General features: G+C 73.3%; 26 protein-coding genes and 1 pseudogene. 6 read left to right on the top strand and 21 right to left on the bottom strand.

Annotation, left to right across the window (positions count from 1 at the left end):
- Nucleotides 1–88 precede the first annotated feature (88 nt).
- The 6 genes and pseudogenes from AB0469_RS29120 to AB0469_RS29095 form a co-directional block, all read right to left on the bottom strand.
- On the bottom strand, nt 89–2,311 hold the full coding sequence (locus AB0469_RS29120) for a helix-turn-helix domain-containing protein (RefSeq protein ID WP_366454420.1): 2,223 nt from the start codon (nt 2,309–2,311) through the stop codon (nt 89–91).
- Nucleotides 2,312–2,564: 253 nt separating this feature from the next.
- A complete protein-coding gene (locus tag AB0469_RS29115; protein ID WP_366454419.1) occupies nt 2,565–2,831 on the bottom strand; it encodes a hypothetical protein in 267 nt (88 codons plus the stop codon).
- A gap of 377 nt (nt 2,832–3,208) precedes the next feature.
- Nucleotides 3,209–3,568, bottom strand: coding sequence for a hypothetical protein (locus tag AB0469_RS29110; protein ID WP_366454418.1), 360 nt, complete (start codon nt 3,566–3,568; stop codon nt 3,209–3,211).
- Between the two features lie 62 nt (nt 3,569–3,630).
- Nucleotides 3,631–4,308 (bottom strand): hypothetical protein, encoded by a 678-nt coding sequence (locus AB0469_RS29105; RefSeq protein ID WP_366454417.1) that lies wholly within the window; start codon nt 4,306–4,308, stop codon nt 3,631–3,633.
- Nucleotides 4,309–4,460: 152 nt separating this feature from the next.
- Nucleotides 4,461–4,760: pseudogene (locus AB0469_RS29100) on the bottom strand (transposase); the annotation flags it as partial.
- Between the two features lie 237 nt (nt 4,761–4,997).
- On the bottom strand, nt 4,998–5,762 hold the full coding sequence (locus AB0469_RS29095; RefSeq protein ID WP_366454496.1) for a class I SAM-dependent methyltransferase: 765 nt from the start codon (nt 5,760–5,762) through the stop codon (nt 4,998–5,000).
- Nucleotides 5,763–6,096: 334 nt separating this feature from the next.
- Between AB0469_RS29095 and AB0469_RS29090 the strand changes: the two genes are divergently transcribed.
- Entirely contained in the window at nt 6,097–6,369 is a 273-nt protein-coding gene (locus AB0469_RS29090) for a hypothetical protein (protein WP_366454416.1), read from the top strand.
- Nucleotides 6,370–6,402: 33 nt separating this feature from the next.
- Here the strand turns inward: AB0469_RS29090 and AB0469_RS29085 are convergent, their stop codons facing one another.
- The gene (locus AB0469_RS29085; protein ID WP_366454415.1) at nt 6,403–7,509 is read right to left on the bottom strand and encodes a protein kinase family protein; all 1,107 of its coding nucleotides are present in this window, start codon (nt 7,507–7,509) and stop codon (nt 6,403–6,405) included.
- Nucleotides 7,510–7,728: 219 nt separating this feature from the next.
- Between AB0469_RS29085 and AB0469_RS29080 the strand changes: the two genes are divergently transcribed.
- The 3 genes from AB0469_RS29080 (at nt 7,729) to pip (ending at nt 10,752) form a co-directional block, all read left to right on the top strand.
- Nucleotides 7,729–8,565, top strand: a complete 837-nt coding sequence (locus AB0469_RS29080) for a methyltransferase domain-containing protein (RefSeq protein WP_366454414.1) — start codon at nt 7,729–7,731, stop codon at nt 8,563–8,565.
- A 552-nt stretch (nt 8,566–9,117) separates the two neighbouring features.
- The gene (locus AB0469_RS29075; protein WP_366454413.1) at nt 9,118–9,711 is read left to right on the top strand and encodes an RDD family protein; all 594 of its coding nucleotides are present in this window, start codon (nt 9,118–9,120) and stop codon (nt 9,709–9,711) included.
- A 78-nt stretch (nt 9,712–9,789) separates the two neighbouring features.
- Nucleotides 9,790–10,752: a prolyl aminopeptidase gene (gene pip / locus AB0469_RS29070; protein ID WP_366454412.1), complete on the top strand. Its 963-nt coding sequence runs from the start codon at nt 9,790–9,792 to the stop codon at nt 10,750–10,752.
- Nucleotides 10,753–10,798: 46 nt separating this feature from the next.
- Here pip and AB0469_RS29065 read toward each other — a convergent pair whose 3' ends face one another.
- Both AB0469_RS29065 and AB0469_RS29060 read right to left on the bottom strand, forming a co-directional pair.
- The gene (locus AB0469_RS29065) at nt 10,799–11,890 is read right to left on the bottom strand and encodes a polyprenyl synthetase family protein (protein WP_366454411.1); all 1,092 of its coding nucleotides are present in this window, start codon (nt 11,888–11,890) and stop codon (nt 10,799–10,801) included.
- A 147-nt stretch (nt 11,891–12,037) separates the two neighbouring features.
- Nucleotides 12,038–13,120, bottom strand: coding sequence for a DUF5937 family protein (locus AB0469_RS29060; protein ID WP_366454410.1), 1,083 nt, complete (start codon nt 13,118–13,120; stop codon nt 12,038–12,040).
- A gap of 99 nt (nt 13,121–13,219) precedes the next feature.
- Here AB0469_RS29060 and AB0469_RS29055 point away from each other — a divergent pair, with 99 nt between their 5' ends.
- Nucleotides 13,220–14,485: an MFS transporter gene (locus AB0469_RS29055; protein ID WP_366454409.1), complete on the top strand. Its 1,266-nt coding sequence runs from the start codon at nt 13,220–13,222 to the stop codon at nt 14,483–14,485.
- 81 nt (nt 14,486–14,566) lie between these two features.
- On the opposite strand, the gene AB0469_RS29050 is transcribed toward AB0469_RS29055, so the two are convergent.
- Nucleotides 14,567–16,075 (bottom strand): DUF4246 domain-containing protein, encoded by a 1,509-nt coding sequence (locus AB0469_RS29050; RefSeq protein ID WP_366454408.1) that lies wholly within the window; start codon nt 16,073–16,075, stop codon nt 14,567–14,569.
- A 176-nt stretch (nt 16,076–16,251) separates the two neighbouring features.
- Here AB0469_RS29050 and AB0469_RS29045 point away from each other — a divergent pair, with 176 nt between their 5' ends.
- Nucleotides 16,252–16,425, top strand: coding sequence for a CsbD family protein (locus AB0469_RS29045; RefSeq protein ID WP_366454407.1), 174 nt, complete (start codon nt 16,252–16,254; stop codon nt 16,423–16,425).
- A gap of 322 nt (nt 16,426–16,747) precedes the next feature.
- Here the strand turns inward: AB0469_RS29045 and AB0469_RS29040 are convergent, their stop codons facing one another.
- The 11 genes from AB0469_RS29040 to AB0469_RS28990 form a co-directional block, all read right to left on the bottom strand.
- On the bottom strand, nt 16,748–17,197 hold the full coding sequence (locus AB0469_RS29040) for an SRPBCC family protein (RefSeq protein ID WP_366454406.1): 450 nt from the start codon (nt 17,195–17,197) through the stop codon (nt 16,748–16,750).
- A 339-nt stretch (nt 17,198–17,536) separates the two neighbouring features.
- Complete coding sequence (locus tag AB0469_RS29035; RefSeq protein ID WP_366454405.1) at nt 17,537–17,704, bottom strand: hypothetical protein; 168 nt, start codon at nt 17,702–17,704, stop codon at nt 17,537–17,539.
- Between the two features lie 21 nt (nt 17,705–17,725).
- Nucleotides 17,726–18,082: a PRC-barrel domain-containing protein gene (locus AB0469_RS29030; RefSeq protein ID WP_366454404.1), complete on the bottom strand. Its 357-nt coding sequence runs from the start codon at nt 18,080–18,082 to the stop codon at nt 17,726–17,728.
- A 209-nt stretch (nt 18,083–18,291) separates the two neighbouring features.
- Nucleotides 18,292–18,501: a CsbD family protein gene (locus AB0469_RS29025; protein ID WP_366454403.1), complete on the bottom strand. Its 210-nt coding sequence runs from the start codon at nt 18,499–18,501 to the stop codon at nt 18,292–18,294.
- A gap of 102 nt (nt 18,502–18,603) precedes the next feature.
- Nucleotides 18,604–19,362, bottom strand: a complete 759-nt coding sequence (locus AB0469_RS29020; protein ID WP_366454495.1) for a phosphatase PAP2 family protein — start codon at nt 19,360–19,362, stop codon at nt 18,604–18,606.
- A gap of 82 nt (nt 19,363–19,444) precedes the next feature.
- On the bottom strand, nt 19,445–20,425 hold the full coding sequence (locus AB0469_RS29015) for a YihY/virulence factor BrkB family protein (RefSeq protein ID WP_366454402.1): 981 nt from the start codon (nt 20,423–20,425) through the stop codon (nt 19,445–19,447).
- A 41-nt stretch (nt 20,426–20,466) separates the two neighbouring features.
- Nucleotides 20,467–22,248: a diacylglycerol kinase family protein gene (locus AB0469_RS29010; protein ID WP_366454401.1), complete on the bottom strand. Its 1,782-nt coding sequence runs from the start codon at nt 22,246–22,248 to the stop codon at nt 20,467–20,469.
- 86 nt (nt 22,249–22,334) lie between these two features.
- Nucleotides 22,335–22,706 carry an STAS domain-containing protein gene (locus AB0469_RS29005; protein ID WP_366454400.1) on the bottom strand — a complete coding sequence of 124 codons (372 nt, stop codon included), beginning with the start codon at nt 22,704–22,706 and terminating at the stop codon, nt 22,335–22,337.
- Nucleotides 22,707–22,764: 58 nt separating this feature from the next.
- Nucleotides 22,765–23,223, bottom strand: a complete 459-nt coding sequence (locus AB0469_RS29000; protein ID WP_366454399.1) for a response regulator — start codon at nt 23,221–23,223, stop codon at nt 22,765–22,767.
- On the bottom strand, nt 23,223–24,893 hold the full coding sequence (locus AB0469_RS28995) for an ATP-binding protein (protein ID WP_366454398.1): 1,671 nt from the start codon (nt 24,891–24,893) through the stop codon (nt 23,223–23,225). The genes AB0469_RS29000 and AB0469_RS28995 overlap by 1 nt, the downstream gene beginning before the upstream one ends.
- Nucleotides 24,890–26,077 (bottom strand): fused response regulator/phosphatase, encoded by a 1,188-nt coding sequence (locus tag AB0469_RS28990; RefSeq protein WP_366454494.1) that lies wholly within the window; start codon nt 26,075–26,077, stop codon nt 24,890–24,892. The genes AB0469_RS28995 and AB0469_RS28990 overlap by 4 nt, the downstream gene beginning before the upstream one ends.
- Between the last annotated feature and the right edge of the window lie 377 nt (nt 26,078–26,454).

Below are 26,454 nucleotides of genomic sequence, written 5' to 3'. Positions count from 1 at the left end.
CGGCCCGTCGCCGTCCCGGGGACCGGGGCCCGGGGACCGGGGCCCGGGACGCGTGGCACACGCCGGGCCGGCCATGTGCGCGGCGGGTTCACGTCCGCTGCGTGAGTCGTGCGACCGCCGCGTCGTAGCGTGCCCGCAGCCCCGCGTCCGGCGACACCCGCAGCAGTGCGCCGAGCGCCCGTACCGCGCCGTCCTCGTTGCCGGAGGACTCCGCTTCCCGGGCCGCCCGGTCGAGTTGCGCGATGCCCTCGGCCTCCTCTCCGAGCCCCAGCAGCGCCTCTCCCCGCACCATGAGGAGCAGGATCCGGGGCACGTCGGCCGTGCCCGTCCGGTCCTCGAAGGCCAGGGCATCCGTCGCCGTGTCGAGGGCCTGACGCCATTTCCCCGCGTCGGCCCAATGCCGGGCGAGGTGCTGCATGGCCAGCCGCTCGATGGTCCGGTCGCCGGCCTTGCGCGCCAGTTCGACCGCCCGCCCGCAGCCTTCCGCGGCCTCGTCCAGGCCGCCGAGCGCGGCCTGCGCCAGGGCCAGGACGACCAGGGCGTTCGCCTCGGCCACCGCGTCACCGGCCCGGGAGGCGAGTGCGGAGGCGGCCCGCAGGTGGGCGAGCGCTTCCGGGATGCGTCCCTCCTCGGTCAGGACCCAGCCGAGCACGTTCAGCACCCGCGACTCGCCGTACGCGTCGGCGTCGGCGCGGGCCGCTTCGAGGCCGGTCTCCAGCAGGGGGACCCAGCCGTCCCGTACCCGCCACACCATCAGCGGCCACAGCGTCATGACGATCCGCCAGGTCCGGTCGTGCAGTCCGGCGGCGTGCGCCGCGGCCACCGCCTGCGTGAGGTCGTCCCTCTCGGCGGCGTACCAGGCCACGGCGGCGGACCGGTCGGCGAACTCCCGCACGGCGGCGGGCGGCCGGTGATCCGCCGGCAGCGGGAAGCAGTCCTCGTTGCCGGGCTCGGCCACCGCCACGGCCGCGAGGGCCGTGGCGATGTAGTGGTCGAGCACGCGCCGCAGAGCATCGGGCCCGGCGGCCAGGCTGCGTGCGTAGAGGCGCACGAGATCGTGCATCGTCCACCGGCCGGGCGCCGACTCCGTGACGAGGTGCGCGACGGCCAGCCGCTCCAGGGAGGTCTCGGCGGCCGCCGGGTCCGTATCCGCGAGGGACGCCGCCGCGTACCGGTCGACGTGCGTGCCGGGGTGGCGGCCGAGATGGGCGAACAGACCGGAGACCTCCCGCGGGAGCTGGTGCAGCGTCAGCCGCAACGCCGCCCGCACGCCGGTGTCCTCCACGTCCAGCAGGCTCAGCCGGCGGGTCTCGTCGGACAGCTCGGCGGCCATCGCGGCCAGCGACCAGGAGGGCCGCTGCGCCAGGCGGGCGGCCGCCACGCGCAGGGCCAGGGGCAGCCCGTCGCACAGCTCGGCGAGCCGCCGCGCGGCCGCCGGCTCCGCGCGTACGCGTTCCGTCCCCAGTACCCCGGCGAGGAGCATCGTGCCGTCCTCCGGCCCGAGCACGTCGACGGCGACGGGCGTGGCGGTGTCGGTGACGATGAGCCCCGGCAGCCGGTGCCGGCTGGTGACGACGGTGACGCAGTGGCGCCCGCCCGGCAGGAGCGGCCTGACCTGCTCGGAGTCCCGTGCGTTGTCGAGTACCACGAGGATCCGGCGCTCGGCGGCGAGCGACCGGAACAGCGCGGCGGCTCCGGTCACCGACTCCGGTATCCGGTCGTGCGGCACACCGAGCGCCAGGAGGAACTCGCGCAGCACCTCCATGGGGGCGGGCTCGCCCGTGTCGCCGAAGCCACGCAGGTCGGCGTAGAGCCGCCCGTCGGGAAATCCGGCACGGCCGTGGTGGGCCCAGTGCAGCACGAGGGCCGTCTTCCCGACCCCGGCGGGCCCGATGACCAGGCAGACGGGCGCCTCGCCCCCGGCGGCCCGGGACAGAGCGGCGAGCTCGGCCGCCCGTCCGTGGAAGCCGCGCGGCGCGCGCGGCAGCAGATCGGGCGCGCCGGTCCGCGCCGCGGCGTCCGGTACGGCGGCAGGGGCCGGAGCGTCCGTCGCGGGGGCCCGGCGGGGACGCCCCAGGCTCGCGGTGTGCTCCAGCTCCCGGGCAGCGGCCGCGTCCAGACCCAGGGCCGCGGCCAAGGCCTGCACGGTGCGGCGCTGCGGTCCCCGGGAGCGTCCGCGCTCCATGTACGACAGTGCCCGCACGCTCACGCCCGCCGCGTGCGCCAGCTCCTCCTGGCTCAGCCCGGCCCTCGTCCGCAGACCGTGCAGGAGCGCGGCGAAGCCGCCGGTGGCCGGTGTGCCGGTGTCCATGTCTGGATTTCCCCTGGTCAGTCGGCCCAGCCGGAACGCCGTACCTCGCCTGCAAAAGTATGCACGACTCTACTTTTGCAGGCGAAACGCCGCCGGCGGCGAGGGGATCCCGGTACCCGGTCCGCCGCGGTCCCCTCCTCCCTCGCCACCGCGGCGCGGCGGGCGCGCACCGTCGAGCACCTGTCGCGGGAACGCGAGGACCCGGTCCGGCACCGCTGCGTGCGGCGCCGGACCGGGTCCGTTGATCGTGTTCTCACCCGTCGCGCCGTTGCCGGCCGTCAGTGCGACGGGCAGGAGGCCTGGTGACCTTGCCGGCCTTCGCGGTGGATGTCGTCAGCGGCCGGCTGGGGTCCCGGACCGCGCAGGGCGACGGGGCGTTGCCCGTGCCGTAGCCGTACTTGTTCTCCGCCGCGTGCGACCAGGTGTTCATCAGGGTTCCGGACCCGACGGCCACGTCGTCCCGGCCGTCCTGGAAGATCACCAGGCGCTGGTCGTCGGCGAACGCGTTGTACGAGGTCACCCAGGACCACTGGTCGTAGCGCGCGTAGCCCTGCTCGCCGGTGTCCGCCGGCTGGTTCTCACGGTGGTTTTCCCCGGTGGAAGGCGACCGCCGGCGTCCCCGGGTGCGGTACGCCGGCGATCTGGAGCCTGTGGGTTCTCCCCGGTCCGTCGCGCAGCCGCGCACGAGGGGGCGTGGCGGTGAGCGACGGACCGGCCCGGCCGGGACTGGTCGGCTCCGGCCGGGTCGGCACCAGCCAACCGCGCCGGGACGGGGCCGACCAGGCACTTCACCCGGCAGAAGTACGGCCCGGCGTACTTCTGCCGGGGGGATGGGTAGATCCGCTGCGGATCGTGGACACAGGAGGGACAGCGGCGCGTTGCGACGATCCGTCCGTGTCAGCGTGCGCCGGGACGCGTCGCGGCCGCGGTGTCCGCCGCAACGGCCGACGCGCCGGTGGGCAGCCGGTCGAGCAGTCCCACGAGGCCGGGGCTGGAGTTGCCGAGGAACCCGTGGCGGATGCCGGTGGCGATCGAGGCGAGCATCGACGGCTGGAACGGCAGCGGCGCGTCGTCCGGGAGGAGCCGGGCGCGGTACTCGCCGAGCCCGATCGTCCGGTGGGGCACGCCGAGGCGTTCGGCGACGCCGGCGGCGGTGATCGGTGCGCCGACGGGGTCGTACGTGCGGTCGACGTGCACGCTCGGGTGGGCGGCGACGACGGCTGCGGGTGCGGCTGCGGCCGGGTCCGCCCGAGCCACCGCGGAGAGGGCGCCCTCGCCGCACCGATCGTTTCAGAATCAGATGGGCTTACGGCAAGACGTCACTCATAGGCGGAGCGGCGGTTGAGGACCTCGTCCCATACGTCGCCGCCATCAGCCCAGCTCCAGAGCCAACGTCGCAACGATGACGACGCATGCCGCAGGCCGTCATGCGGGTCTTCGCCCCATGTGGGCTCCCAACCGTCAGCGTCGTAAAGGAGCACCGGGTTGTCGACCGCAGTCAAAGAGAGGTGCCACTCCATCGTGCAGCCGCCGTACGCGAGGTGGAGCCACGATGCCGGCACACCCTGAGTCCGGTTCCGTTCGTAGACGCTGACCGCACACGGCCAGTCGTAGAGGTGCCCCAGTGGACGGTTGCCCTCGGTCAGGGAGGCGAGTCCACTGTCAGGGCCAAAGCCACCGTTGGCGACCTCGGTGTAAACGCGCCGCAGCAGTTCGGGGAGAGGGCGTCCGATTCGTCGTTCCGCCTTCTCCACCTCGGCCAGAGCGATCGGTGGGAACAGCGGCCCACGGGAAGCATCGGCGTAGTAGACGGCTACCTCCTCGGCCCCCGCCTTGAGCTGGACTGTTCCGTTGCTGCCATACGACACGATGTCGTCTCGGTCCTGGTCCAACCGCTCGCTGCCGTAACGCTCGGTTATCCACGCAACAGGAACGTCCGCTGCGTCGAAGCGCCGGCCCGGGTCCCACGCACGAGCCCGCAGCCTCTCGATCAGCATGTTGTCGTCCCTCTCCCCAGTGCTGGGCTCAGGGAGGGGCTCACGGCAACGTGTCGCGGGCCTGTCGTATGGGAGGTACGTCATGCATCGGGAGCTTACTGCTGGGCTGTGACTGCCTGCCGGAGCCGCCGGAGGCAGATGATGCTGCAGGCGAGTTCGAGCAGACCAGTAGCCCGCAGCTCCGCGAGAAGTGCTGCGTGCAGGCGGGGCCAGAGGCCGGCCTCTGTCCAGTCCCGCAGACGGCGCCAGGCGGTCACGCCGGAGCAACCCACAATCTGGATAGGCACGCCGCGCCAGGCCACGCCCGTGCACAAGACGTACAGGATGGCGCCCAGCGCGACCCGGTCAGGCACTGGCAGTCGTCCAGGATGGCGATGACGCCGTGCAGGCCGCGTCGGCAGCAGCGTAGCCACCCGTTTCCAGAGGTCGTCAGGAACAAGATCGACAGACATCCTGCAGACACTGCCCGGATACGCCGTCAGTCGTCAAAGCCATTCATTCTGAAACGATCAGTAAAGCCGACTCCAGCCCATCGGGCGTCCACGTCGGCAACGCTCCGAAGAGCTCGGCGCAGAGTCCGTTGCGCAAGATCGTCCACCCCGGCCGCCGGCCTCGACCACTTCCTCGGCGGCGATGAGCGTCGACGTCAACCACGCCGTGACCCGCAACACCTCGGCCGCGGCGCGGGGTCAGAACGTGGCGCGGAAGACGTGGGCCGCCATCGGCGCGGTGACCGGCCCCGGGCCGAGGCGGGCCGTCATCTCGGCGAGGACGGTCTCCCGGACGGCAGGCCCACCACCGCGCCCCTCCACGGCCGCACGCACCGGCGTACCCGTGAGATACCCGGTGACGAGGTCGGCGATGGACTCGGCCCGGCCCTGCAGCGTGAGTTCCCGCTGCTCCTCGACGACGAACCCCGCGGCCGTCAGGTCCGCCACCGCAGCGGCCGAGTCGGCGTAGCCGTGCGGAACCGTCGGGAAGAACAGCGGCGGATCGGTCGGGAAGGCCCGCTCCAGGCCTGCCTGCAGGGCGGCTTCGAAGGCGTGCTCCCCGATCGGACCCCAGGTGTTGAACAGGAACCGGCCACCCGGGGCCAGGACCCGCCGGACCTCGCCGAAGGCCGCGACCCGGTCGGGAAAGAACATGACGCCGAACTGACAGACGACCAGGTCGAAGGCCCCGTCCGGGAAGGGCAGCCGCTGTGCGTCCGCCTGCCGCCAGAGCGCCCCCGGGGCACGCGCCGACCCGAGGGCGACCATCGCATCGTTGAGGTCGGTGGCCGTCACCTCGGCCGGCGGGGGTGTCGTCGCGAGGAGCATCGACGTCAGCACCCCCGTCCCGGCCGCCAGCTCGAGGACGCGCCGGGGGTGGAGGGCCGCCGCCCGCGCGGCCAGGTCCTCGGCGAAGGGCCGGAAGACCACCGGCACGAGGTACTGCTCGTACGCCGCCGGCATCGATTCCGACCAGGTGTGGTCGGCCTGGGTTCCCGTCACTCCCCGCACGGTAGTACCGGCCGGGCGACACCGCTGCCCCGCCGCGCCGCCCCCTGTTGCGCTCGGGAGGGCCCCGGAGGGTGCCCGGGAGCTCGGAGCCGGTTCCTGCTGCGGACGGAACACGGCCGCTGGCGACCCCACGGAGTCCTGTTGCGCGACTCAGGTGAACTTCACCGTTCCGACCACGCCTCATCCGCGCCGCGGCGCCATTCTTGACGCCGGCGCCATGCGCCCCATCGGCTCGCCCCAGGAGATCCGTTTGCGTGTTCGGTCCCGCCCCGCGGCTGCCATCGCTATGGCAGCAACCCTGCTGCCGGCCCTCCTCGCCGCGGCCCCGCCACCTGACGGCGGTCTCACGGTGATGTCCGACGAGCAGTACGCAGCCGTGTACGGCCGGGACCGTCCCCGGGCCGCCGGCCTGGCGGCGGCGGTGTCCTCCGCCGCGCTGACCGCCTGGGCTCCACAGGTGCACTCGGCGGTCACCGAAGTGGTCGGGACCGTCACCATCACCGCCCACTGCGAGCGGGCGGCCGGGAACGGACGCCCGGACGCGGTGAACGAAACATGACGCCACCGCCCCGGTCCTCGGCCGGGCGCGTGGTCATCCGGCGGCCGCGGCGCGGTCGAGCTCGGACGCCGGAAAGGGCGTCCGCTTGCTCTCCCTGAGCAGCCGGCGGTGGAAACCGTCCAGGACCACGGCGGTCCGGGCGTGCCGTTCGATGATCGCCGCGAGCTGCGGCGGGACCCCGTCGGGCCTTCGCCCCGCGATCCACTCCTCCAGGAAGACGTCCGCCTCCGTATCGCCGCGGAAGCGGTCGACGAGGTGGTGGCGGAGCAGGTGGCTCGCGGTGTAGTGGCGGTCGTAGGCGAGGTGGTCCGAGAGGAACCGCCGCTCGGCCGTCGAGAGCTCGAAGCCCGTGCTCAGGGCCAGTCCGAAGTCGGCGAAGCAGATCAGCCGGCCGTCGGTCAGGACGTTGCGGAAGTGGGCGTCGAAGTGCACGAGCCCGCGGGAGCTCATGAACGCCGCTCCGCGCGCCAAGGCGTCCTCCGCCCAGAGGTACGGGGAGCCCGGGCCGGTCGGCGCAGCGTTCTTCCGCTGCTCGTGCAGCCACGCTCCGAGCGTGTACGGCACGTGCTCGAGGAAGAGCACCAGGCTGTGGGAGGCCCGGCCGATGGCCTCCAACCGCTCGCGAACGGCCCGGGATCCGTCCCAGTGGGCGACCGCTCCTTCCACTCCCCCGAACTCGTCCATGAAGTCCTCGGGCGGCGAATCGGGCAGGACGCGCCAGTGGTACATGAGGGGGAAGCCCTCGTACTCCCCCGTCAGGACCCAGTTGCCGGCCATGGTGTGGACCGCGAGCTCCCGCCAGGCACCGAAGCCGGCCGAGCCCACACCGTACTGGTAGAACGTCGGCAGGCCGAAGAGGTTCGCCGTGGAGCGGACGTTCTCCGGCAGGACCTCGAGGTCCGTCAGCGGCACCCTCTTGGCGAAGACCCGTGTCCCGTCGACGTCCAGCTCCACGGACCTGCCTCCGATGCCGGATCCGGTCGGACGGGCGGACGCCACCAGGTCACCGAGCCGCCGGTCGCTCAGCAGCGACAGACGCGTCGCCACCGTCCCGAAGGTGGCCAGACGGGCGGCGCGCCGGAAACCGGAGCGGCGCGTCGACGGCTCCTCGGTGCCCCCGCGCTGGACGTCGGTGATCATGGGTCCCCTCCCCTCGGCCGCCGAGCGGCCGGCCCGGTCCCAGGGTATGGGTGCTCCGCAGCGGCGGGCGGCCGGCCCGCTTCGCCGAGCCCGGGTGACGGTCGGGGCATGCGCCGGCCTCGTGCCGGACTCCGTCCTGATCACGGTGGCGTCGTTCATGTCCCCGGTTTCCGTGGCCCTTTGGACCGTCGTGGGCCGGGTGCGCCGTAGGTTGGTCCGGTGACAACGACGACCACGGCCACGGCCACACAAGAAGCGTTCCTGCAGGCCTTCCACGCCGAGCGTCCGGCGGCTACCGCAGAGGCGTTCGCCCGCGGACGCGCTCCCGACGGCCGGTCCAGCTACGAGCTGTTGTGCGATCGGGTGGCCGGATGCGAACGCGTCCTGGACCTCGGCTGCGGCGACGGTCTGCTGCTCGAGTTCCTGGCCCGGCGCGAAGAGAAGACACGGCTCGCGGGCCTGGACCTCTCTCCGGAATCCCTGGAACTGGCACGCCGTCGACCGGCGCTCGCGGGGGCCGGGCTGGAGGAGGGGCGGGCCCAGGCGCTCCCCTTCGCCGACGGCAGTTTCGACGCCTGCGTTTCCCACATGGCGCTCATGCTGATGGGCGAGATCGATCACGTCGCCGCGGAGATCGCCCGGGTCCTGGCTCCGGGAGGGGTCCTGGCGTGCGTGCTGGGCGGCGGGGCCGTCGGCGGCGAGGCCTACGAACGGTTCCTCGGGCTCTTGCGGGACACGATCGCGCGGGCGCCCGCCGCGCAGCGGATCCCGGCTCTGGGCGACAGGAGGACGCGCAGCCGCGAGGGGCTCGATGAGGTTCTCGCTCCGGCGGGCTTCGCCCCGGTGGAATGGGAGACGGTCGCCATCGACCTGAGCGGGACGGTGGAACGGGTGTGGGCGTCGGTCTCCGGCCTCTACGATCTCGGGCCGCTCGATGCGGCGGCCGTGGAAGGCCTGCGGGACGCCTTCTTCGCCGATGTGCGCGATCTGACGACGCCGGAGGGCACCGTCCCCTGCTCCTTCAGGATCCACATCGCCACGGCCCGGCTGCGTTAGCCGCGCCTCGGGGCCCGGGACGTGAGGCCGCCCTGCCCCAGACCTCCCCGCCGAGCCGGAGGTGGGCCCGGGCGGCCTCCCGCAGGCGGTCGTCGCGACGGCTTCCGGCGGACCAGGGGAGGATCCGGCGTTCGGAGTCGGCCCAGGTGCGCAGGTGGGGGCGGATCTCGTCCGGGGATTCCAGGTCATTGTCGCCGGGGCCTCGTGGACGTAGGAGGCGCCGGCGGTGACGGTGAGGGCGGCTCGGAGGGGCGTGCCGCGGGTGGTGGAGAAGGCGTGCGGGGACGGGACGTCGAGGGGCGTCGCCGCCGGCCGGCGCTTCGCGGTGTTCACGACCAGGACCTGCTCGCTCGCGTCGTGGACGATCGCGGGGCACCGGATCCGGCCACTGGACCGTGATGCCTCGCCGCTCATGATTGGACAAATGGTCGAATCGGCGACCACCATGACGCATCCACATCACGAAAGCCCGGGGGGGCGAACCGGGCGCGTGGTGCTGTTCCTCCGCTCGGTCCGCGACGTCCCCGTTCGCGACCTCGGAGAGACCTCCCCATGAGCTTCGGTGACCCGAACAACCCTTACGCACAGCAGCCCCCGCAGGACCCGTCCGGATACCCGCAGCAGGCGCCGCAGGGCGTGCCCCCGCAGTACGGCTACCCCCAACAGCCCCCGCAGGGCGCCCCGTACGGCTCCCATCCCGCTCACGGGATGCCGATCGGAGCGCCCGAGCTGGCGCACTGGGGCCTTCGCGTGGGCGCGGACCTGCTCGACACGCTGATCATCATCGGCCCGATGTACGCCCTGGGCTTCGTCGACCTGGCCACCGCAGCCGATCCGGAGACGGCCGAGCCCGGCGTCTTCTTCGCCGTCGGCGTCCTGTACGCGATCGCCATGGGCTTCTTCCAGCTCTTCAAGGAGGGCTCGACCGGCCAGAGCACCGGCAAGAAGGTGGTCGGCATCAGCCTGCTCCGCGAGGCCGACGGCAGCACCCTCGGCTTCGGGAGGTCCTTCGTCCGCAAGCTGGCCCACATCCTCGACAGCCTCCCCTGCCACATTGGCTGGCTGTGGCCGCTGTGGGACGAGAAGAATCAGACCTTCGCCGACAAGGTGTGCGGCACCGTCGTCATCCGCACCCCCAAGGGTTGAGTCCGCGCTCCCTTCCGCGGGCAGCCTGCCCGGGGAACCGACCACACCGGCAGGGCTTTTCGCGCGAAGGAGCTGGGAATGAGCGAGCTGTACCCCGCGATCGAGCCGTACGAGACGGGCGTGCTCGACGTCGGCGACGGCAACCTCCTGTACTGGGAGGTCTGCGGCAACCCGGACGGCAAGCCCGCCCTCGTGGTGCACGGCGGCCCCGGTTCCGGGTGTGGTACCGGCGTGCGCCGGTACTTCGACCCGGAGCGGTACCGGCTCGTCCTGTTCGACCAGCGCGGCTGCGGCCGCAGCACCCCGCACGCGAGCGACCCCGCGACCGACATGCGGCACAACACCACCCGGCACCTGATCTCCGACATGGAGCGGCTGCGCGAGCACCTGGGCATCGACCGCTGGCTGCTGCACGGCGGCTCCTGGGGCTCCACGCTGATCCTGGCGTACGCCGAGGCGTACCCGCGGCGGGTGTCGGAGATCGTCATCTCGTCGGTGACCACCACCCGGCGCTCGGAGATCGACTGGCTCTACCGGGGCGCGGGCCGCTTCTACCCCGAGCAGTGGGATCGCTTCCTGGCGGGCGCCCCCGGCACTGCGCGCGACGGGGACGTCGTCGCCGCGTACGCGCGGCTCACGGAACACCCGGACCCCGCCGTCCGGAACAAGGCCACCGCCGACTGGTGCGCCTGGGAGGACGCCGTCCTGTCCGGGGAGACGGACGGCGCCTCCCGGCCCTACGGCGACCGCCCGCCGGCCGCACGGCTGGCCCTGGTCCGCATCTGCGCCCACTACTTCTCCCACGGCGCCTGGCTGGAGGAGGGAGCGCTGATCCGCGACGCCCCACGGCTGGCCGGCATCCCGGGTGTCCTCGTGCACGGCCGGCTGGACCTGGCGGGCCCGCTCGACACCGCGTGGGAACTCGCCCGCGCCTGGCCCGGCGCCGAGTTGGTGATCGTCGACGACGCCGGCCACCTGGGCGGCGATACGACCACCACCCACGTGCGCGGCGCCCTCGACCGCTTCGCCCGCCGGACGTAGAGCGGGAGGAGCGGGAGGGGCGGCGCACCCGGTGGGCCTCGTCCGGCTACCGGTCGCGGGTGACGCTCCAGGCCGGCATGTGCTCGAAGAACGCCACGGCGTCGGGCCGCCAGCGCTCCCGCCACGTCGCGGCCTGGGCCGCGGCCTCGCGTGCGTGCCGGTCGGCTTCGGTCCGCAGCTGCCGGTCGATGCCGTGCGCCCGGGCGATGCCTCGGAGGCGGTCGAGGATGTCGTCGTCACAGCCCGGGTCTCCCAGGGCTTGGTCCAGCAGCTCGCGTTCGCCCGCGTCGCAGACGGCCAGGAGGGCGCGGACGGCGTAGCTGCGACGGCCGGAGCGGATGTCGGAGCCGACCGGTTTGCCGAGGCGCTCCGGGTCGCCGAACAGGTCGAGCCAGTCGTCGTGGATCTGGTTGGCGATGCCCAGGGCGGTGGCGTAGCGGCGCAGTTCGCCGTCGTACGGGGCGGGGTCGGCGCCGGCGGCGAGCAGGCCCAGACGCAGTGGGGCGAGGACGGAGTAGCGGGTGGACTTGTACTCGGTGACCTCGTGCAGGAGCTCGGTGTCGGGCGCGGGGTGGAAGTCGCGTTCGAGGTCCAGGAGTTGCCCTGCCACGGTGGCGGCCGCGGTGTCGGCGTGGACGGCGGCCATGGCCAGGGCGCGGTCGGGAGGCAGTGCGCCGGTGAGCAGGACGCGGCCGGCGAGGAAGGCGGCCAGGTCGCCGGCGAGGACGGCGAGGGCGAGTGCGGTGTCGGGCCGGTCCGGGAAGTCCTGGCGGTACGCGTAGTAGGTGGAGGGGCCGCCGCGCCGTGTGGGTGCGTCGTCGATGATGTCGTCGTGGATCAGGCCGTGGGTCTGCAGCAGCTCGATGCTGATGGCGGCCTCGTCCAGTCCGGGCACGTCCTCGTCGGTGACCAGGGCCGCGGCTTCGTGGAGCAGGACCACGCGCAGCCGCTTGCCTCCGCGCAGCGACAGCTCGCGCACCAGCTGGAGGGCGCGGGCGGGGAAGGTGCCCCGGCGCGGTATCTCCAGGCTGCTGCCCGCGGGGTCGGTCAGGGAATCGAAGTAGGCCGCGAAGCGGGCGTCGAACCGGCGCTGATGGCCGGCCGCGCGCCGCCGGGCGGCGGTGAGGGCGTCGTTCACCGGCCCAGCCTGCCACGTTCCGCTCGCCGGGCGACGCCCGGGGACGCGACCTCCTCGGACGGTCCGGCGTCCTTCTCGCTGCCGCCTCCGCCGGCGCATCCGGTCGGCGGCGTGGTCGCGGCGAGAGGGCGGAGGGTGAGGGTTGCCCTACCGAAGCACCGCCGCCAGCAGGTCGGTGCCCAGCGCCGTCAGGTCCGAGAGGTTGAGGCTGTAGCGGACGTACCGTCCCTCGCGCCGGCCCACGAGCAGGCCCGCGCGCCGCAGGAGGGCCAGGTGGCGGGAGACCTCCGGCGGTGTCATGTCCCAGGCGTGGGCCAGTTCGCCGTTCGTGTGCGCGCCGCGGGCCAGGGTGCGGAGCAGCCGCAGGCGCGCCGGGTGGGAGAGGGCCTCCAGCCGGAGGGCGACCGTGTCCAGGGAGACGGGCTGCGACGGGCCCGGCTCGGTCACCGGGTACTGGACCACCGGCTGCCATCCGGGGGCGTGGACCACCGCGAGGTGGGGGCGGCCGAAGACGCTGGGGATGAAGGTGACGCCGGTGCCCTGGGCGTGCGTCACCTTGTCCAGGAGCTTGTCCACGAGGATGCCGTCGCCGTCCGGCGCCAGGGTGACCGCGCCGGAGACCGAGGCGAGGGCCGCCCCGGGCCCCTGCCGCTTCAGCAGGTCGTTCTTCAGCCGCAGGTCGGTGGCGAGCCGCACGGCGGCGTCGGCCCAGGCCGAGTCGAAGAAGGCCTCGGCGCAGGCTTCCAGGGTCTCGCGGACGCGCGCCCGTACCGCCGCCGGGTCCGCGAGCAGCCGCTCGGCGAAGGCTTCCTGGCGCGGGCCCCGGGCCTGGGCCAGGTCGAGGGCCAGATCGCGGGCGGCGGCATTGCTGAGGGGCGACGGGCAGGTGAGGTGGATGCGGTTGCCGCAGGTGGTGACCAGCGCGGCGGAGACGTACCGTTCGTCGTCGATCCGGTCCACGTCGTCCAGTTCCTCCCCGAGGGTCGGCCGGGGCCGGGCCGGGAACATGAAGTCGGCCTGGGACGTGCGCCAGAGGAACTCGGCCTCCCGCAGCCGGTCGGCCAGCCCCGGCCGCAGCCCGGCCCACACGTCGGCGGCCCACGCGCCGAACTCCGGATGGTGCTCCGGTTCGGCGAGCACGTGCAGCATCGCGGTCAGTTCGGCCAGCGGGGACGCGGCGAACCGCAGCCCCTCGGACGGCATGCCGGCGATGTCGATCCTCAACGTCATCCGGACATCATCCACGCCCCGCCGGAGAGCACCGACGACTGTTGACGATCTCCGTCAACCGATGTGCCCGACCGGGCCGGCGAACCCACTGTTCACCCCATGACCGTCACGAGCACAGCCCCTGCCCCCAGCCCCGAGGCCGGACCCCGCGCCCTCCTGCGCGCCTCCGGCGGCCCCCGCTATGCCGTCGCCCTGGCCGTCGACGCCCTCGGTACAGGCCTGCTGAGACCGTTCCTCCTCCTCTACGGAGTGACGGTGCTCGGTCTGTCGGCGTCGGCCACCGGTCTCGCCATGACGGCCGGCATCGTCATGGGCCTGCTGTGCGTGCCCGCGGTCGGCAGGTGGCTGGACCGGGGCGCACGCAGCACCGTCGTCGCCGCGGCCATGCTGGTGCGCGTACTGGGCGTGGCCGTGCTGGTGGCGACCCCGCCGGGCCGCGTCTGGCCGTTCGCCGCCGCGGCCCTCCTCCTCGGCATCGGCAACCAGTCCTGGCCGGCCGCCCATGCGGCCCTCGTCGCCACGCTCGCCCACGGACGGGAGCGCGACACCGCCCTCGCGGCGGGACGCGCCCTGCGCAACGCCGGTCTGGGGGCGGGGGCGCTGCTCGCCATGGTCTGCCTGGCGGGCGGGACCTCGGCCCTGCAGGCGCTGGCGGGGGTCACGGGAGCGGCGTACCTGGCGGCCGCCGTCCTGGCGTGGTCGGTGCGCGTGCGCGCGGAGAGGCCGGATCCGGTGGTGGACCGGTCCCCCGGAGTTGCGGGACGCGAGGGCGCGCCACCGCGCATGCGCGCCCTCCTGGCCGCCAACGTCGTGTACGTCTTCTGCCTCAACGTTCCCGAGATCGCGCTCCCGCTGGTCCTGCTGACGCAGCTGCACGCCTCACCGGTGTGGTCCGCTGCGGTCTTCGTCGCCAACACGGTGCTGGTGGTCACGCTGCAGGTCCCGGTCACCGTCCTGATGGCCCGCTACGCCCGGCGTACCGCGCTGGTCATCGCCGGCGTCGTCCTCGCCGTCTCGTACCTCGGCTTCCTCGTGGTGACGCTGCTCGGTGAGGGGGGCGGGCACCGGCAGGGCTGGGCCGCCGCGGGCATCGCGGCCGTCTCCGTCGTCTGCACCCTCGGCGAGATCGTCTACGCCGGCAGCGCCACCGCCCTGGTGACGGCTCTCGCCCCGTCCCGGGTCCTGGGACGCACCCTGGCCCGCTTCGAGCTCTCCTCCGGCTTCGGTCTCGCCGTCTCCCCGGCCGTGATCACCGCCCTCGCGCCCCACGGCCCGGCCGCCTTGTGGGGCACCCTGGCCGCGGCCACCCTCCTGTCCGCCTCGGCCGTCGCCAACGAAGCGGACCCCGCGGCGCCGGAGGAATGAAGGCGCCGGGGCCCGGGGCCGGTTGGGGCGCGGCCGACCTGTGTGAGGGAGCCGGCCGGTGGAGGGCGAGTCGGCCAGGGATCAGTGCTCGCAGAGGGAGAACTCCCTTTCGTACAGCTGCTCGTTGTGTTCGTCGACGAAGAACTTCCTTTCCCGCATGAGCTCTTCGCGGTACGCCTCGGCCTGCTCGAGTGTCATGGTCGAGGTGTCGGACCAGGGCTGCTGCGGCGGGATGTCGGAGGTCGAGACGATCCGCTCGGTCGGGTCCACCAGGAAGAACGCGAGGATCTTGCGGTGGCCCGGCCGGGAGGGGTCCGCGAGGCGGAACGCGTCCACGCGGTGCTGCAGGGCGTTGGGGAACGCCAGACAGCGGCCCGCAGGGGTCGGTACCTGCCCCAGCATCTGGTTCAGCGCGTCCTCGTCCTCCAGGCCGTAGACCTCGCGCAGGCCGGCGTCGTCGTTCTGCTCGTAGTGCGGGTCGTCGAGCGCGGCCCGGAATCCCAGCCGGCTCTCGGTGATGTTCTCGCTGTCCCAGTAGTGGATGCCGGTCGAGACGATCCGTTCGTTGAGCATGCCCTCGACGTGCCAGGAGCCGCCGGGATACTCGGGCTTGTCCGGCGTGAGGTGGACGGTGGCGAGCTTGACGATGACCTGGAGCCGGCGGCCGCGCAGGTCGACGCGGGCGGATGCGTCGGGCAGGGCGGGCGCGGTGAAGGCCGGGGCGTCCGGCACGATCGGGTGGCGGTTCTCCAGCCAGGCCTCATAGGCCTCGTCCCAGGCTTCGCGGGCATCCAGGTAGGCGGCGTTGTCGCTGTAGGACGCCGGGCGCGGGTACTCCGGTTCCGACTCGTACCAGCCGTAGGGATCGGCCTCGATCCGCAGGGGCCGCGGGTGCATCAGGTCGGTCAGGACGTTCTCGAACAGCGGGCGCAGGCGCGCGAACACCTCGGGCAGGACGGAGGCCAGGGCGCGGTGCGTCTCGGGGTGGACGTTGTTGACGTAGGAGCGGAAGGCGACGGCGCCGTCGTCACTGACGTCGACGTCCGTGGGCAGCCACTGGAACCTCTCGGAGAACTCGTACTTCGCGAAGTGGTTCGCCGGGTTCTGCCAGGCCCGCTCCGGTCCTCCGCTCGCCTCCCTCACCAGGCAGAACAGGGAGGGGTGTACGAGATCCAGCACCTGGCCGCCGGATCCGGGATGCCAGTCGCGCTCCGCTTCGGGGACCTCTTCCAGGACCCGGACCGCCTCGCGCAGCCGCGTCCTGAGCTGTTCGTCGACGAGCGTGTCCGACTGCCACACCCCGTCGACCGCGGACACCTCGATCCCGGTGCGCGCGTCCCGCAGCGCCGCGTAGTGCTCCAGCTCGGCGAGGACGTACCGCACCTGTGCTTCGGTCAGGCCCTGTTCCACCGCTTCCCGCGTCCACTTGGCCACCAGGCCGGCGTCGTTCATCTTGTCGAACCAGGCGGGCTTGGCGCGCAGGTGCGAGCTGCACTGCATCATCTGCATTTCCCGCAGCGTCCGGGGCGTGGCGAACGCCGGGCGGCGGGAGGTCTGGAAGGGGAGCGGGAAGGCGGACGGGCCGGTCACTTGTGCTGGTCCTCACGATCGGTGTGCGGTGCCCGGAAGGATAGCCCGGGCCACTGACACCACAGCCGCGGCCCCGACCCGGTGGCGGACCGGTCCGGGGGCGGGAGGTTTGCCACCGGCGAAAGGGAGCACATGAGTGGTCACGACCAAGCCGGTACGTCACGAGGAGGTCCCCGATGTCGGGTACGGAAAAGGGCAGGGCCCGCGCCGAACAGGCCAAGGGCAAGGCGAAGGAGGCGCTCGGACGCGCCCTGGACAACGAGCGGATGACCGCCGAAGGCCGCGCCGAACAGGTCAAGGGCGACGCACGGCACGCGAAGGAAGACGTCAAGGACGCCTTCCGCCACTAGAGCGCACCGTACGCGCTCCGCCGTACCAGCCGGGCCCCGGCCGACTCCCCTCGGCCGGGGCCCGGACCGCTTCGCCCTGACGGGTGGGCACGGCTCCCCGGCTTCGGGTGGGGTGGTCGATGAGGAAGCGGCCGTGGCCGCCGGGCGCGGGGGTACACCGGAACGCGGCGGCGTGAGCGCGGCCTGGGCGCGCCCGCGCCACCCCGGCCCGCGTCCTCCCGTTCCTGGCAGGGTGCGGACCTGACCGGGGCCCGGGGGCCGAAACGGCCCGCCGGGCCCCGGCCGAAGCGTTCCGGCGGCGGCGTGGCGCCTGCCGACCCGGTCAGACGGCCCCGCGCCAGGCGCCGGTCGGGGTGCCGCGGTCCTCGATGAAGTGCTTGAACCGCTTCAGGTCGCCCTTGACCTGCCGGTCGACGAAGCCGAGCTTGTCGCCGATGTTCTCCGCCATCCCCTCGGGGTCGAAGTCCATCCTCAGTGTGACCTCCGTGTGCGCCGGATCGATGGGCCGGAAGGTCACCAGTCCGGACTGCTCCGTCTGTCCGCCCACCGTCACCCAGGCGACCTTCATGTCCGGGATCTGCTCGATGATCTCCGCGTCGAACTCCCGCTGCACACCGGCGACCTTGGTCACCCAGTGCGTGAGCGTGTCGCTCCGCTGTTCGATCCGCTCCACACCGTCCATGAACTGCGGGAACGACTCGAACTGCGTCCACTGGTTGTAGGCGGTCGTCACCGGCACGGCAACCTCGATGGACTCCTTGACCTGCGACATGGCACACACTCCTTCCAGCTCCGGATCGCCGCCGGCAGCCGCCGACGGCCAGGACATCCCTGCCCCGCCGCTTCGCCTGCCCCCCACGCGCCGTTCGACACGTCCGCCCGGGGAGCGTCCGCTCCGGCCTGTACGACATCCCCCTTCCGACCCGCTGGTCACTGCTCTGCGCGCCGGCGGGTGACCGGCGGGTCACGGGGTAGGCGCGTCCAGGAGCACCCCCACCCCTTGGCGAGCGAAGGAAAAGGAAGGTGAGGCGTCGAACGAGCGCCGTGGGAAGCCGCCCCGGACGGGTCGGCGACGAGCCGGTGGGCGAGCTGGTCCCCCGGGCTTCGAGTCCTAGCGGACCAGGCGGCTGCGGCTGCGGCGGAGCCGGAGGGCGAGGATGACGATGTCGATGATCAACACGGCCACGCCGATGAGGAGGAGGTAGAACAGGCCTTCGGCGAGTGCTCCGATGAAACCGAGTACGACGGCGACGAGGAGCAGGAGCAGGAACAGTGCCATCGGTTCCTCCCGTGGGAGTGGTCAGCGGCGGGCGAGGCGCCGCTCGCCGCCCGGTCCCGGCTGGTGGGTCAGCTCGTAGTGGGCGAAGAGCGGTGGTTCGTCCTCGGCCGCCAGGACGTCGTCGGTGCCCATCGAGGGGGAGGACTTGACCGCCTTCCGGGGGTACGCGACCTTCAGGTAGCCGGGCCCGACCGTTGCTCCGGCCAGGGGTACGAACACCAGGCGGCGGCGGGTCGGGAGGCCGACGGTGATGGTGGCGAAGGCCGGCTGGTCGGTGGCCGTGTCGACGTACACCGACTCCATCGTGCCGATCCTGTGGCCGTCGGAGTCGAGCACCTCGTGGCCGCGCCACTCCCGGATGTCACTCGCCTCGAACATCGGCTCTCCGCTTCTTCTGCCGGCACACGGCCGGGTCGGACCTGGCGGCTACCCGCCGCGTGGGCGCTCACACCATCCCTTGAGGACCGACACGGTCCTCGACGGCACGAGGAGCGGTTCCCGGCCGCCGTGCTCCTACGGCCGACAGGTGCCCGGCAGCGCGTGCCGGGCACCTGTCGCAGACCTGTCGTCGTCCGTTCGCGACCGGGTCAGGGTTCCTGGCGGCGGTCGCGGTCGCGCAGGGAGTCCTTGATCCCGCGGGCCTGTTCCTCCGCCTTGCCCGCGGTTTCGCGGGCCTTGCCCTTGAGCTGGTCCATCTTGCCCTCGGCCTGCATCCGCTCGCTGCCGGTCGCCTTGCCCGCGACCTCCTTGGCCTTGCCCTTGGCCTGCTCCATCTTTCCCTTGGCCTTTTCCGCCATGAGGAAACACTTCCTTTCCGAAAAATGGTCGGTCGCTGGACAAACTAGGCGAGATCGGGAGGGTTCGCTCGTCGAGGCGGGAGCGGACGGCAGGGGCGGGGTTCAGGAGCGCTCCGGCGCACCCACCGGCGGCTCGGGGTGCTCGGCCCGGATCTCCGGCTCCAGCCCCTGCGCGGGCGTGGTGGGGGGACGTCCGACATCCGCCCGCCAGGCCTCGAACGCCAGGGTCGTCGCCGTCACCACGACCAGGCCCAGCAGCCAGCCGCCCACCACGTCGCTCACCCAGTGCACGCCGAGCGCCACCCGCGTGTATCCGACGCCCACCACCGGGACCAGGGCCGCCGTCCATGCCAGCGGACGCCACCGACGGGGCACGAGGGGCAGCAAGGCCAGCAGCAGCACCGCGCAGGAGGTGGTGGCGGTCATGGCGTGCCCGGAGGGGAAGGAGAATCCGGGCGCCCGGGAGACCGGGTCGGGCAGGTGCGGCCGGGCCCGGGCGACGACGTCCTTCACGAGCAGGCCGAGCAGGCCGCCGGCCGTGGCGGTGACGGCCGCCCACAGCGCCAGCCGTACGGCGCGCCGCACGAGGAGCCACACCACCAGGGCCGCCACGAGCAGCCGCATCGTCACCGGATCCCACACCACGTGGGTCAGGAAGTCGAGCAGCCGCACCCACGCGGGATGCTCCAGCGCCGCGGTGTGCAGCCGCTCGGCCGTGCCCCGGTCCAACCGGAGCAGCGGCTCCCACTGCGACTCGACCAAGACGAGGGCCAGCGCGAACGGCACGGACACCAGGGCGGTGACGGCCACGGTCGTCAACAACCGTGCGCCGAAACGGGCGTCGGGCCCGGAGCGGCCCATGGCGCGCCCGGTGAGCACACGCCACGGCGCGGAGGGTCGGGGCATGGTCGGGGATCTCCTTCCAGGGGTCGTCCGCCGGGTCTCAGACTCCGGGGTCAGGAGTGGCCGGTTCGCCCACCCCGGCCCGTACGGCTTCCAGCTGCGCGGCGAAGGCCAGGCCCAGGAACAGGGCCATCGAGGTCAGGTAGGACCACAGCAGCAGGGACACGAACGCGCTGAGGGGCCCGTACACGGTGGTGAAAGAGCCGCCCGCACCCACGTAGAGGCTCAGCCCCCACGTCGCCAGCAGCCACAGCGTCAGGTAGACCGTCGCGCCGAAGGCCAGCCAGGTGTATCCGGGCTGGGTGCGGCGCGGTGAGAGGCGGAAGACCGCACTGGTGGCGAGGAGGGCCAGCAGCACGCCGACGGGCCAGCGCAGCAGGTCCCAGGCCCGGGCGGTGCCCGGTGCGAGGTGGTACACCTCGGCCACGGCACGGCTCAGAGGGGCGCCGAGGACGGTGATGGAGAAGCTGAGCCCGAGGGGCAGGCCGGCCAGCACGGACATGACCAGCCCGCGGGTGTACTTGGGCAGGAACGGCCGGTCGCGCTGCGTTCCGTAGATGCGGTTGGCGCCCCGCTCCACCTGGCACAGGGCGGTGGTCACGTTCACGACGGAGAACAGCAGGCCGAGCCAGAGCGCGGCCCGGCTGCCGTCACCGGACCCGTGCCGGCTCTGTGCCAGGGCGTCGTCCACCACCTCCCGGCTCGGCCCGCTCGCCAGCTGCCGGATCGTCAGTTCCGCGATCCGGCCGGCGTCCTCCGTGTGGAGTGCACCGGACAGCCCGACGAAGGCGATGGCCAGCGGGACGATGGCCAGCACCGTCTGGAGGGCCAGCGCCCTCGAGTGGCTGAAGCCGTCGGCGTACCGGAAGCGGATGAAGGAGTCCCGTACGAGGCTGCAGCCGCCGTGGCGCCGCAGGGCGGCCACCGCCTCCTCGGCGGACAGCTCCTCACCCTCCTCTGTGCGTTCGGCCCGCCGTGACGCCACCTCCCGGCGCTGCGGTACGCGTGTCGCGGTTCCCATGTCCGTCACCCCCTGTCGAAGTCGTGTACCCGGCGGCCCGGTCAGCCGCCGACGGTGTGCGCGGCCCGTCCTGCCCTCTCCGCTTCACCGGCCGCGGCCGTACGTCCCCGCTCCCCCGGGGCGTGCGGGGTGCGCGGGGGGATCCAGATCCGCAGTGCGCCGGGTTCCACCTCCGCGCTCAGCCGGGTGCCGGTGCCGATGACGTCGCCGTCGACCTCGCGGGGCTGGGGCCGGGCGAAGCGGAGGTCGACGCGTTCGGCGCTGAAGTACTCCAGCGCGCCGCCGGCCACGGTGCCGTCGCGGCCGGGCGCGGGCCGTCCGGGCAGCATGCGCGCCCCGAGGTGTCCCGCCGCCGCGAGCCAGCCGCGGACGCCGCGCGGGTCGAGCAGCACGACCTGGAGCCGGCCGTTGTCGGGCCGGGCGTCGGGCAGCAGCGGGAGTCCGCCCTGGAGGCTGCCGACGTTACCGATCACGACCATGCGGGCGCGGCGCTCCTGTACGGGGCCCAGGTCGAGCCGGATGGACAGGCGCATGCGGGGGTCTGCGAGGTGGCGGACGGCGGACAGCGCGTACGCCGCCCAGCCCAGGCGCCGCTTCACGCGCTCGGACGCGTCGGCGACCATGGCGGCGTCGAACCCGGCGCCCGCCATGACCGTGAACCGCACGGGGCGGGGCCCGGCGCCGCGGACCCGGCCCACGTCGATGCGGGTGGTCTCGCCGGAGAGGGCCGCCTCCAGCGCCGCGCACGGGTCGGCGGGCAGCCGCAGGTTGTGCGCGAGCAGGTTTCCGGTGCCGCAGGGAACCACCGCGAGCGGGATCCCGGTGTGGGCCAGCACGTCGGCGCAGGCGCGGACGGTGCCGTCTCCGCCGCAGGCGACGACCAGGGCGGTGTCGTCCTCGTCGATCCGCCCGGCGAGCGCGCCGGCCGGGTGCTCGGCGGACGTCCGGGTCCACACCTGGTCGGCGTAGCCGTGCCGGCGCAGGACCTCCCGAACGCGCTCGGCCAACTCGGGCGCGCAGCCGTGCGGGTGGCGCACCACCACGGCCCGTCGGCCTGCTTCGGCTCCGCGGGGACCGGGGCCGTCCGGCGGGCCGGCGGGCACCCGGTCCGCGGCGACGGCGCCGCGCGCGGTCGGTGCGAGGGGACGGGACCGCGCGGGCGGCAGCAGCGCGTGTGCCAGGACGAGCAGGGCGCAGGCGCCGTTGAGCAGACCGCCCACGACGTCCGAAGGGTGGTGCATGCCCCGGTAGACCCGGGAGCACGCCACGAGCACCGGGATCACGAGCAGGACGGTGACCAGGGCGGCCCGCACCCACCTCCGGCCGGGGCGCAGGCGGAGCGCCACGAGTACGGCGAGTCCTCCGAACAGGGCCGTCGCCGCGCCGACGTGGCCGGAGGGGAAGCTGGACGTCGGCGGCGCGGCGTCCAGGTGGAGCACCTGGGGACGCGGCCGCTCCACGATGAGGGTGACCAGGAGGAAGACCGCCGACTGCGCGGCGACGGCGCCGGCCAGGAACAGGGCCTCCCGCAGCCACCGCCCGCGCGAGACCGCCAGCACCGCGGCGGCGGCGAGGGCGGTCAGGGCCGTGATGCTCGGCGTGCCGGCCAGCTGGGACAGCCACTGCGACAGGTGGAGCGCGGGCCCGCCCCGGTGCGCGGCCAGGACGCGGTCGACGCCGTCTTCCGCCGCCACCGGCCACCGGTCCGCCAGCGGGCCGGTGACCACCAGCCCCAGGCCGACCATCAGGACGGCCTGTACGGGCAGCAGCAACAGGACGGGCAGGCGGCAAGGTGCTGGAGGAGCGCTGTGTCCGGGTCTCATTGACGGCTTGTAACCCATGGCGGGCCGTCCATGCGTGTCCTGCGGCTCCTCGCGCGACCGGAACCGGTCGGGGCCGAGGTCCCGGCTCAGCCCCGCCGGGGCGGCACGGTCACGACCGTTCCCTCGGCCACGCTGGGCGCGGTGGCGAAGGCCAGTTCGGCGCCGGTGATCTCCAGGAGCCGGGCCAGCCGGCGCGGCACGGTGCCCGCCAGGACCACCGGGCGGTCCAGGGCGGCCTGCAGCATGATGCTGAGCGCGGTCGAGTCGACGAAGGTCACCTCGGCGACGTCCAGGACGAACCGGGTGACGCCGGGGGCCGCGGGATCCATCGCGGTCCGCAGGTCGGCCACGTTGTCCATGTCGAACTCCCCCGCCATCACGACGATGCGCACGTCCCCGTCGCTACGGGTCCCGACGCGGCTGCGTGCCCCGTCGTGGTGCGTGTCCCTGCTGCTCACGTCCGCTCTCCCGACATTTCCGTTGGCATTCCCGAACCCTTCCGGCCCCTCACCGGCCTCACCTCGTGCGGGGCAGCTTGACCACGGTGACGAAGAAGTCGTCGATCTGCTGGATCGCCCGGATGAACTGGTCGAGGTCCACCGGCTTCGTCACGTAGGCGTTGGCGTGCAGCTTGTAGCTGCGCAGGATGTCCTCCTCGGCCGCCGAGGTGGTGAGCACGACCACGGGGATGTGCTTCAGCTCCGGATCCGTCTTGATCCGTTCGAGGACCTGCCGTCCGTCGTACTTGGGCAGGTTGAGGTCGAGCAGGATCAGGTCGGGACGCGGGGCGTCGGCGTGCTCGCCGCGGCGGTACAGGAAGTCCAGGGCCTCCAGACCGTCCCGCACGACGTGCAGCACGTTTCCGATCTTGTTGTCCTCGAATGCCTCCCGGGTCATGAGCTCGTCGCCCGCGTCGTCCTCGACCAGCAGGACTTCGGCGGGGGTGGCCTGGGGCCGGTCGGTGGGCGTGCTCATCAGGACGTTCCTTCGGTGGATACGGGGGCGGGCGACCCGGATGCGGCGGTGGCCGCCGGGGTCTCGGTGGTGCCGGGGGCGGCGGCCGCGGCGACGGGCAGGGTGAAGACGATCCGGGTGCCCTCCCGGTGGCCGGTGTCGATCCGGATGCGTCCGCCCGCGTGCTCGACGATCTTCTTGCAGAGCGCGAGCCCGATGCCGGTGCCGCCGTAGGTCTCCCGGCCGTGCAGGCGCTGGAAGATGACGAAGACCTTCTCGGCGAACTCGGCGGGCACTCCGATGCCGTTGTCGGTGACGGTGAAGGTGTGGAAGCCCGGCTCCGCGGCCGGATCGTCGGTCACGGCCACCTCCACGCGCGGAGGCCGGTCGGGCGAGCGGAACTTGACGGCGTTGCCCACCAGGTTCTGCCACAGCATCGTCAGCAGCGTCGGGTCGCCCACCACGTCCGGGAGCCGCTCGGGCCGGGTGATCTCCGCCCCGCTCTCCTCCACGGCGGCGGCCAGGTTGCGCAGTGCCCGGTCCAGGGGGGCGTCCATCGGGACCGTCTCGCGCGTGTCCTGGACGCGGCCCACCCGGGAGAAGGTCAGCAGGTCGTTGATGAGGACCTGCATCCGCTTGGCCCCGTCGACGGCGAAGGCGATGTACTGGACGCCGCGCTCGTCGAGCTGGTCCCCGTACCGCTTCTCCAGCAGCTGGCAGAAGGAGGCCACCTTGCGCAGCGGTTCCTGGAGGTCGTGCGAGGCAACGTACGCGAACTGCTCCAGCTCGGCGTTGGATCGGCGCAGCTCTACCGCCTGCGCGTCGAGTTCGGCGGCCGTGCGGTCGAGCCGCTCGGCGTTGCGCCGCGAGGTGTTCAGTTCGGCCACGGTCCGGTGCCGCATGGCCTCCACCGCCCGGGCCAGCGCCTTCAGGTCGGAGGGGCCGCACAGCGGGATCTCCTCCTCGAAGGCGCCGTCCGCGACGCGCTGGGAGGTGGTCCGCACCCGGGCGAGCGGCCGCAGCACGCCCACGTGGAGCAGTACGGCGACGGCCGAGCCGGCGAGCAGGAAGGCCACCACGATGGCCAGCAGGACGCGGTCGCGCTGCGAACGGGCTTCGCCGAAGGTGGTGCGGGCGTCGTCCTGGAGGCGGTCCAGGCGTGTCTGCTGCGCGGCGATCCGGCGGCGCACCTCGTCGAAGCGGTCCTTGCCGGCCTGGGCGGAGGGCGGGGCGGTGCCGTTCTCCACGGAGGCGATGGCGGGGGCCGCGAACCCGTCCCGCCAGGTCCGGGCGGCCTCCTGAACGGCCGCCAGGTCCCGGCGCACGCCCTCGTCGCCGTGGAGGACCGTCGTCAGGTGGCGGGCGGCCTCGGTCTCGTTGGCCAGTCCGCGTTCGTACGGTTCCAGGAGCGCGGGCTCGTCCGCCAGCAGGTAGCCGCGGACCCCGGTCTCCTGGTCCAGCAGCGCGGTCTCCAGCCGCAGGGCGTCCCGCTGGGCGGGCAGGATCTCGTCGACGAGCCGGTTCCCGGCCGTGGTGGTGCGGGACAGGAGGGCGGCGCCGACCGCCCCCGTGCCGACGACCATCAGGGCGAGCACGACCAGCACGGTGGTCAGCCAGGCCTGGAGGCTCGGCCCCTGACGGTCCGGGACCCGTCCGGGGGGCGGTGCGGCGGGCTGTGCGGGGGAGGTCACGAGGACGGGTTCCATTCGAGGTGGAGGACGGCGACGTCGTCGGCCAGGCCGCCCCAGTCCGCGGCGAGGCCCTGCGCCGTCTGGATGAGGGTGTCGACGAACGCTTCCGCGGGCAGGTCGGCGTGCTTGCGGGCGATCTCCAGGAGACCCGCCTCGTCGAGGCGGTCGGAGCCGGGGCCGGTGCGCCCCTCGATGAGGCCGTCCGTGAAGAGCATCAGGGCGCCGCCCTCCTCCACCGCGACCTCGCTGACGGGCCAGCCGACGCCCCAGCCGGGCAGGATGCCGAGCGCGGGCCCTCCCGGTACGGTGCGCAGTTCCACGGCGCCCGCGGAGCGGACCAGGAGGCCGGGGTGCCCGGCGCGCTGGACGGATACGGCGCGGGTGCCGGCCGGGCGGGTGAGGGAGACGAGGGTGGCGAAGATCTCCGGGCCCGATCGTTCGGCCACCAGGATCCGCTCCAGGAGGGCGAGCAGTTCGGCGCCGCGGGCTCCGGCCATGACGAAGGACCGCCAGGCCACGCGCAGGCAGACGCCGAGTGCCGCCTCGCTGGGGCCGTGCCCCGACACGTCGCCGACCACGGCGTGCGTGGCTCCGTCGGGGGTCTGGACGACGTCGTAGAAGTCCCCGCCGAGCAGGGTCTGGGCACGTCCGGGGTGGTAGCGGGCGCAGACGGTGACGGTGTCGGCCGCGTCGTCGAGCAGCAGCGGTGTGGGGAGCAGGCCGCGTTCGAGGCGGGCGTTCTCCTCCGCGCGCAGCCTGCCCGCCTGGAGGGCCGCGGCGGCCAGCTCGGTGCGCTTGCGCTGGATCGCGTAGCGGATGGCCCGCATGAAGACGTCGGCTTCGAGGCGGCCCTTGACCAGGTAGTCCTGGGCTCCGGCCGCGACGGCCGTCAGTCCCGCCCGCTCCTCCGACAGGCCCGTCAGGACGACGACCGCGGTCTCGGCGGACACGGCGAGGACCTTCTTCAACCCGTCGAGGCCCTGGGCGTCGGGCAGGTGCAGGTCCAGCAGGACGCACTCGGGGGCCTCGGTCTCCAGCAGGTGGAGGGCGTCGGCGAGGGAGCGGGCCCGGGCGAGACGGACCTCGGTTCCACTGTCCTCCACGAGCTCCTCGACGAGCACGGCGTCGCCCTCGTCGTCCTCGATGAGGAGGACCTGCGGCGGTACTCCGTTCCACAGGGCCAGCGAGTCGTCCGGCCCTGCCGGGGACGTCTGCCGCGGCCGGATCACCGGCTGCTGGTGTGGGGGGGCGGCAGGGCGCGGGGCCCCGAGCCCGGACGTGCTCACCATGGCGCCGGGTCTGTCCCTTCTCGTCTCGGACGGCGGACGCCCGACGGACGCGTGGTTGCGTCGGACAAGCCTAGGGTGATCATTTGCCGTTAGGCAATATTTTACGGACTCAATGATTCTGACCTCCCCCGCCCTGGCCGAAAACCGCCGCTCGGCCCGGAAGCGGCAGCCGGGCCCGTCCTCAGCTTGATCTTTATCCTCGCTGCTGTTTCAGGCGGATGTGTTCGGTGAGGGTTTCGGCTCGTTTCACGGTCTTCCCGGGTTCGTGTCGT

The organism is Streptomyces sp. NPDC093801 (assembly GCF_040701585.1).
Taxonomy (GTDB): Bacteria; Actinomycetota; Actinomycetes; order Streptomycetales; family Streptomycetaceae; genus Streptomyces.
The sequence above is the reverse complement of the archived record's forward strand: the minus strand, read 5'-3'. Positions and strand labels throughout refer to the sequence as shown.

Bases quoted from the DNA above. Each gene is read 5' to 3' on its own strand.
- AB0469_RS29040 (WP_366454406.1), bottom strand. From the start codon at position 17,197: ATGTCGCAGGTCAAGGAGTCCATCGAGGTTGCCGTGCCGGTGACGACC.
- AB0469_RS29045 (WP_366454407.1), top strand. From the start codon at position 16,252: ATGTCGGGTACGGAAAAGGGCAGGGCCCGCGCCGAACAGGCCAAGGGC.
- AB0469_RS29095 (WP_366454496.1), bottom strand. From the start codon at position 5,762: ATGCCGGCGGCGTACGAGCAGTACCTCGTGCCGGTGGTCTTCCGGCCC.
- pip (WP_366454412.1), top strand. From the start codon at position 9,790: ATGAGCGAGCTGTACCCCGCGATCGAGCCGTACGAGACGGGCGTGCTC.
- AB0469_RS29015 (WP_366454402.1), bottom strand. From the start codon at position 20,425: ATGGGAACCGCGACACGCGTACCGCAGCGCCGGGAGGTGGCGTCACGG.
- AB0469_RS29055 (WP_366454409.1), top strand. From the start codon at position 13,220: ATGACCGTCACGAGCACAGCCCCTGCCCCCAGCCCCGAGGCCGGACCC.
- AB0469_RS29025 (WP_366454403.1), bottom strand. From the start codon at position 18,501: ATGGCGGAAAAGGCCAAGGGAAAGATGGAGCAGGCCAAGGGCAAGGCC.
- AB0469_RS29120 (WP_366454420.1), bottom strand. From the start codon at position 2,311: ATGGACACCGGCACACCGGCCACCGGCGGCTTCGCCGCGCTCCTGCAC.
- AB0469_RS29035 (WP_366454405.1), bottom strand. From the start codon at position 17,704: ATGGCACTGTTCCTGCTCCTGCTCCTCGTCGCCGTCGTACTCGGTTTC.
- AB0469_RS29085 (WP_366454415.1), bottom strand. From the start codon at position 7,509: ATGATCACCGACGTCCAGCGCGGGGGCACCGAGGAGCCGTCGACGCGC.
- AB0469_RS29090 (WP_366454416.1), top strand. From the start codon at position 6,097: ATGGCAGCAACCCTGCTGCCGGCCCTCCTCGCCGCGGCCCCGCCACCT.
- AB0469_RS29075 (WP_366454413.1), top strand. From the start codon at position 9,118: ATGAGCTTCGGTGACCCGAACAACCCTTACGCACAGCAGCCCCCGCAG.
- AB0469_RS29020 (WP_366454495.1), bottom strand. From the start codon at position 19,362: ATGGGCCGCTCCGGGCCCGACGCCCGTTTCGGCGCACGGTTGTTGACG.
- AB0469_RS29000 (WP_366454399.1), bottom strand. From the start codon at position 23,223: ATGAGCACGCCCACCGACCGGCCCCAGGCCACCCCCGCCGAAGTCCTG.
- AB0469_RS29030 (WP_366454404.1), bottom strand. From the start codon at position 18,082: ATGTTCGAGGCGAGTGACATCCGGGAGTGGCGCGGCCACGAGGTGCTC.
- AB0469_RS29010 (WP_366454401.1), bottom strand. From the start codon at position 22,248: ATGAGACCCGGACACAGCGCTCCTCCAGCACCTTGCCGCCTGCCCGTC.
- AB0469_RS29060 (WP_366454410.1), bottom strand. From the start codon at position 13,120: ATGACGTTGAGGATCGACATCGCCGGCATGCCGTCCGAGGGGCTGCGG.
- AB0469_RS29105 (WP_366454417.1), bottom strand. From the start codon at position 4,308: ATGCTGATCGAGAGGCTGCGGGCTCGTGCGTGGGACCCGGGCCGGCGC.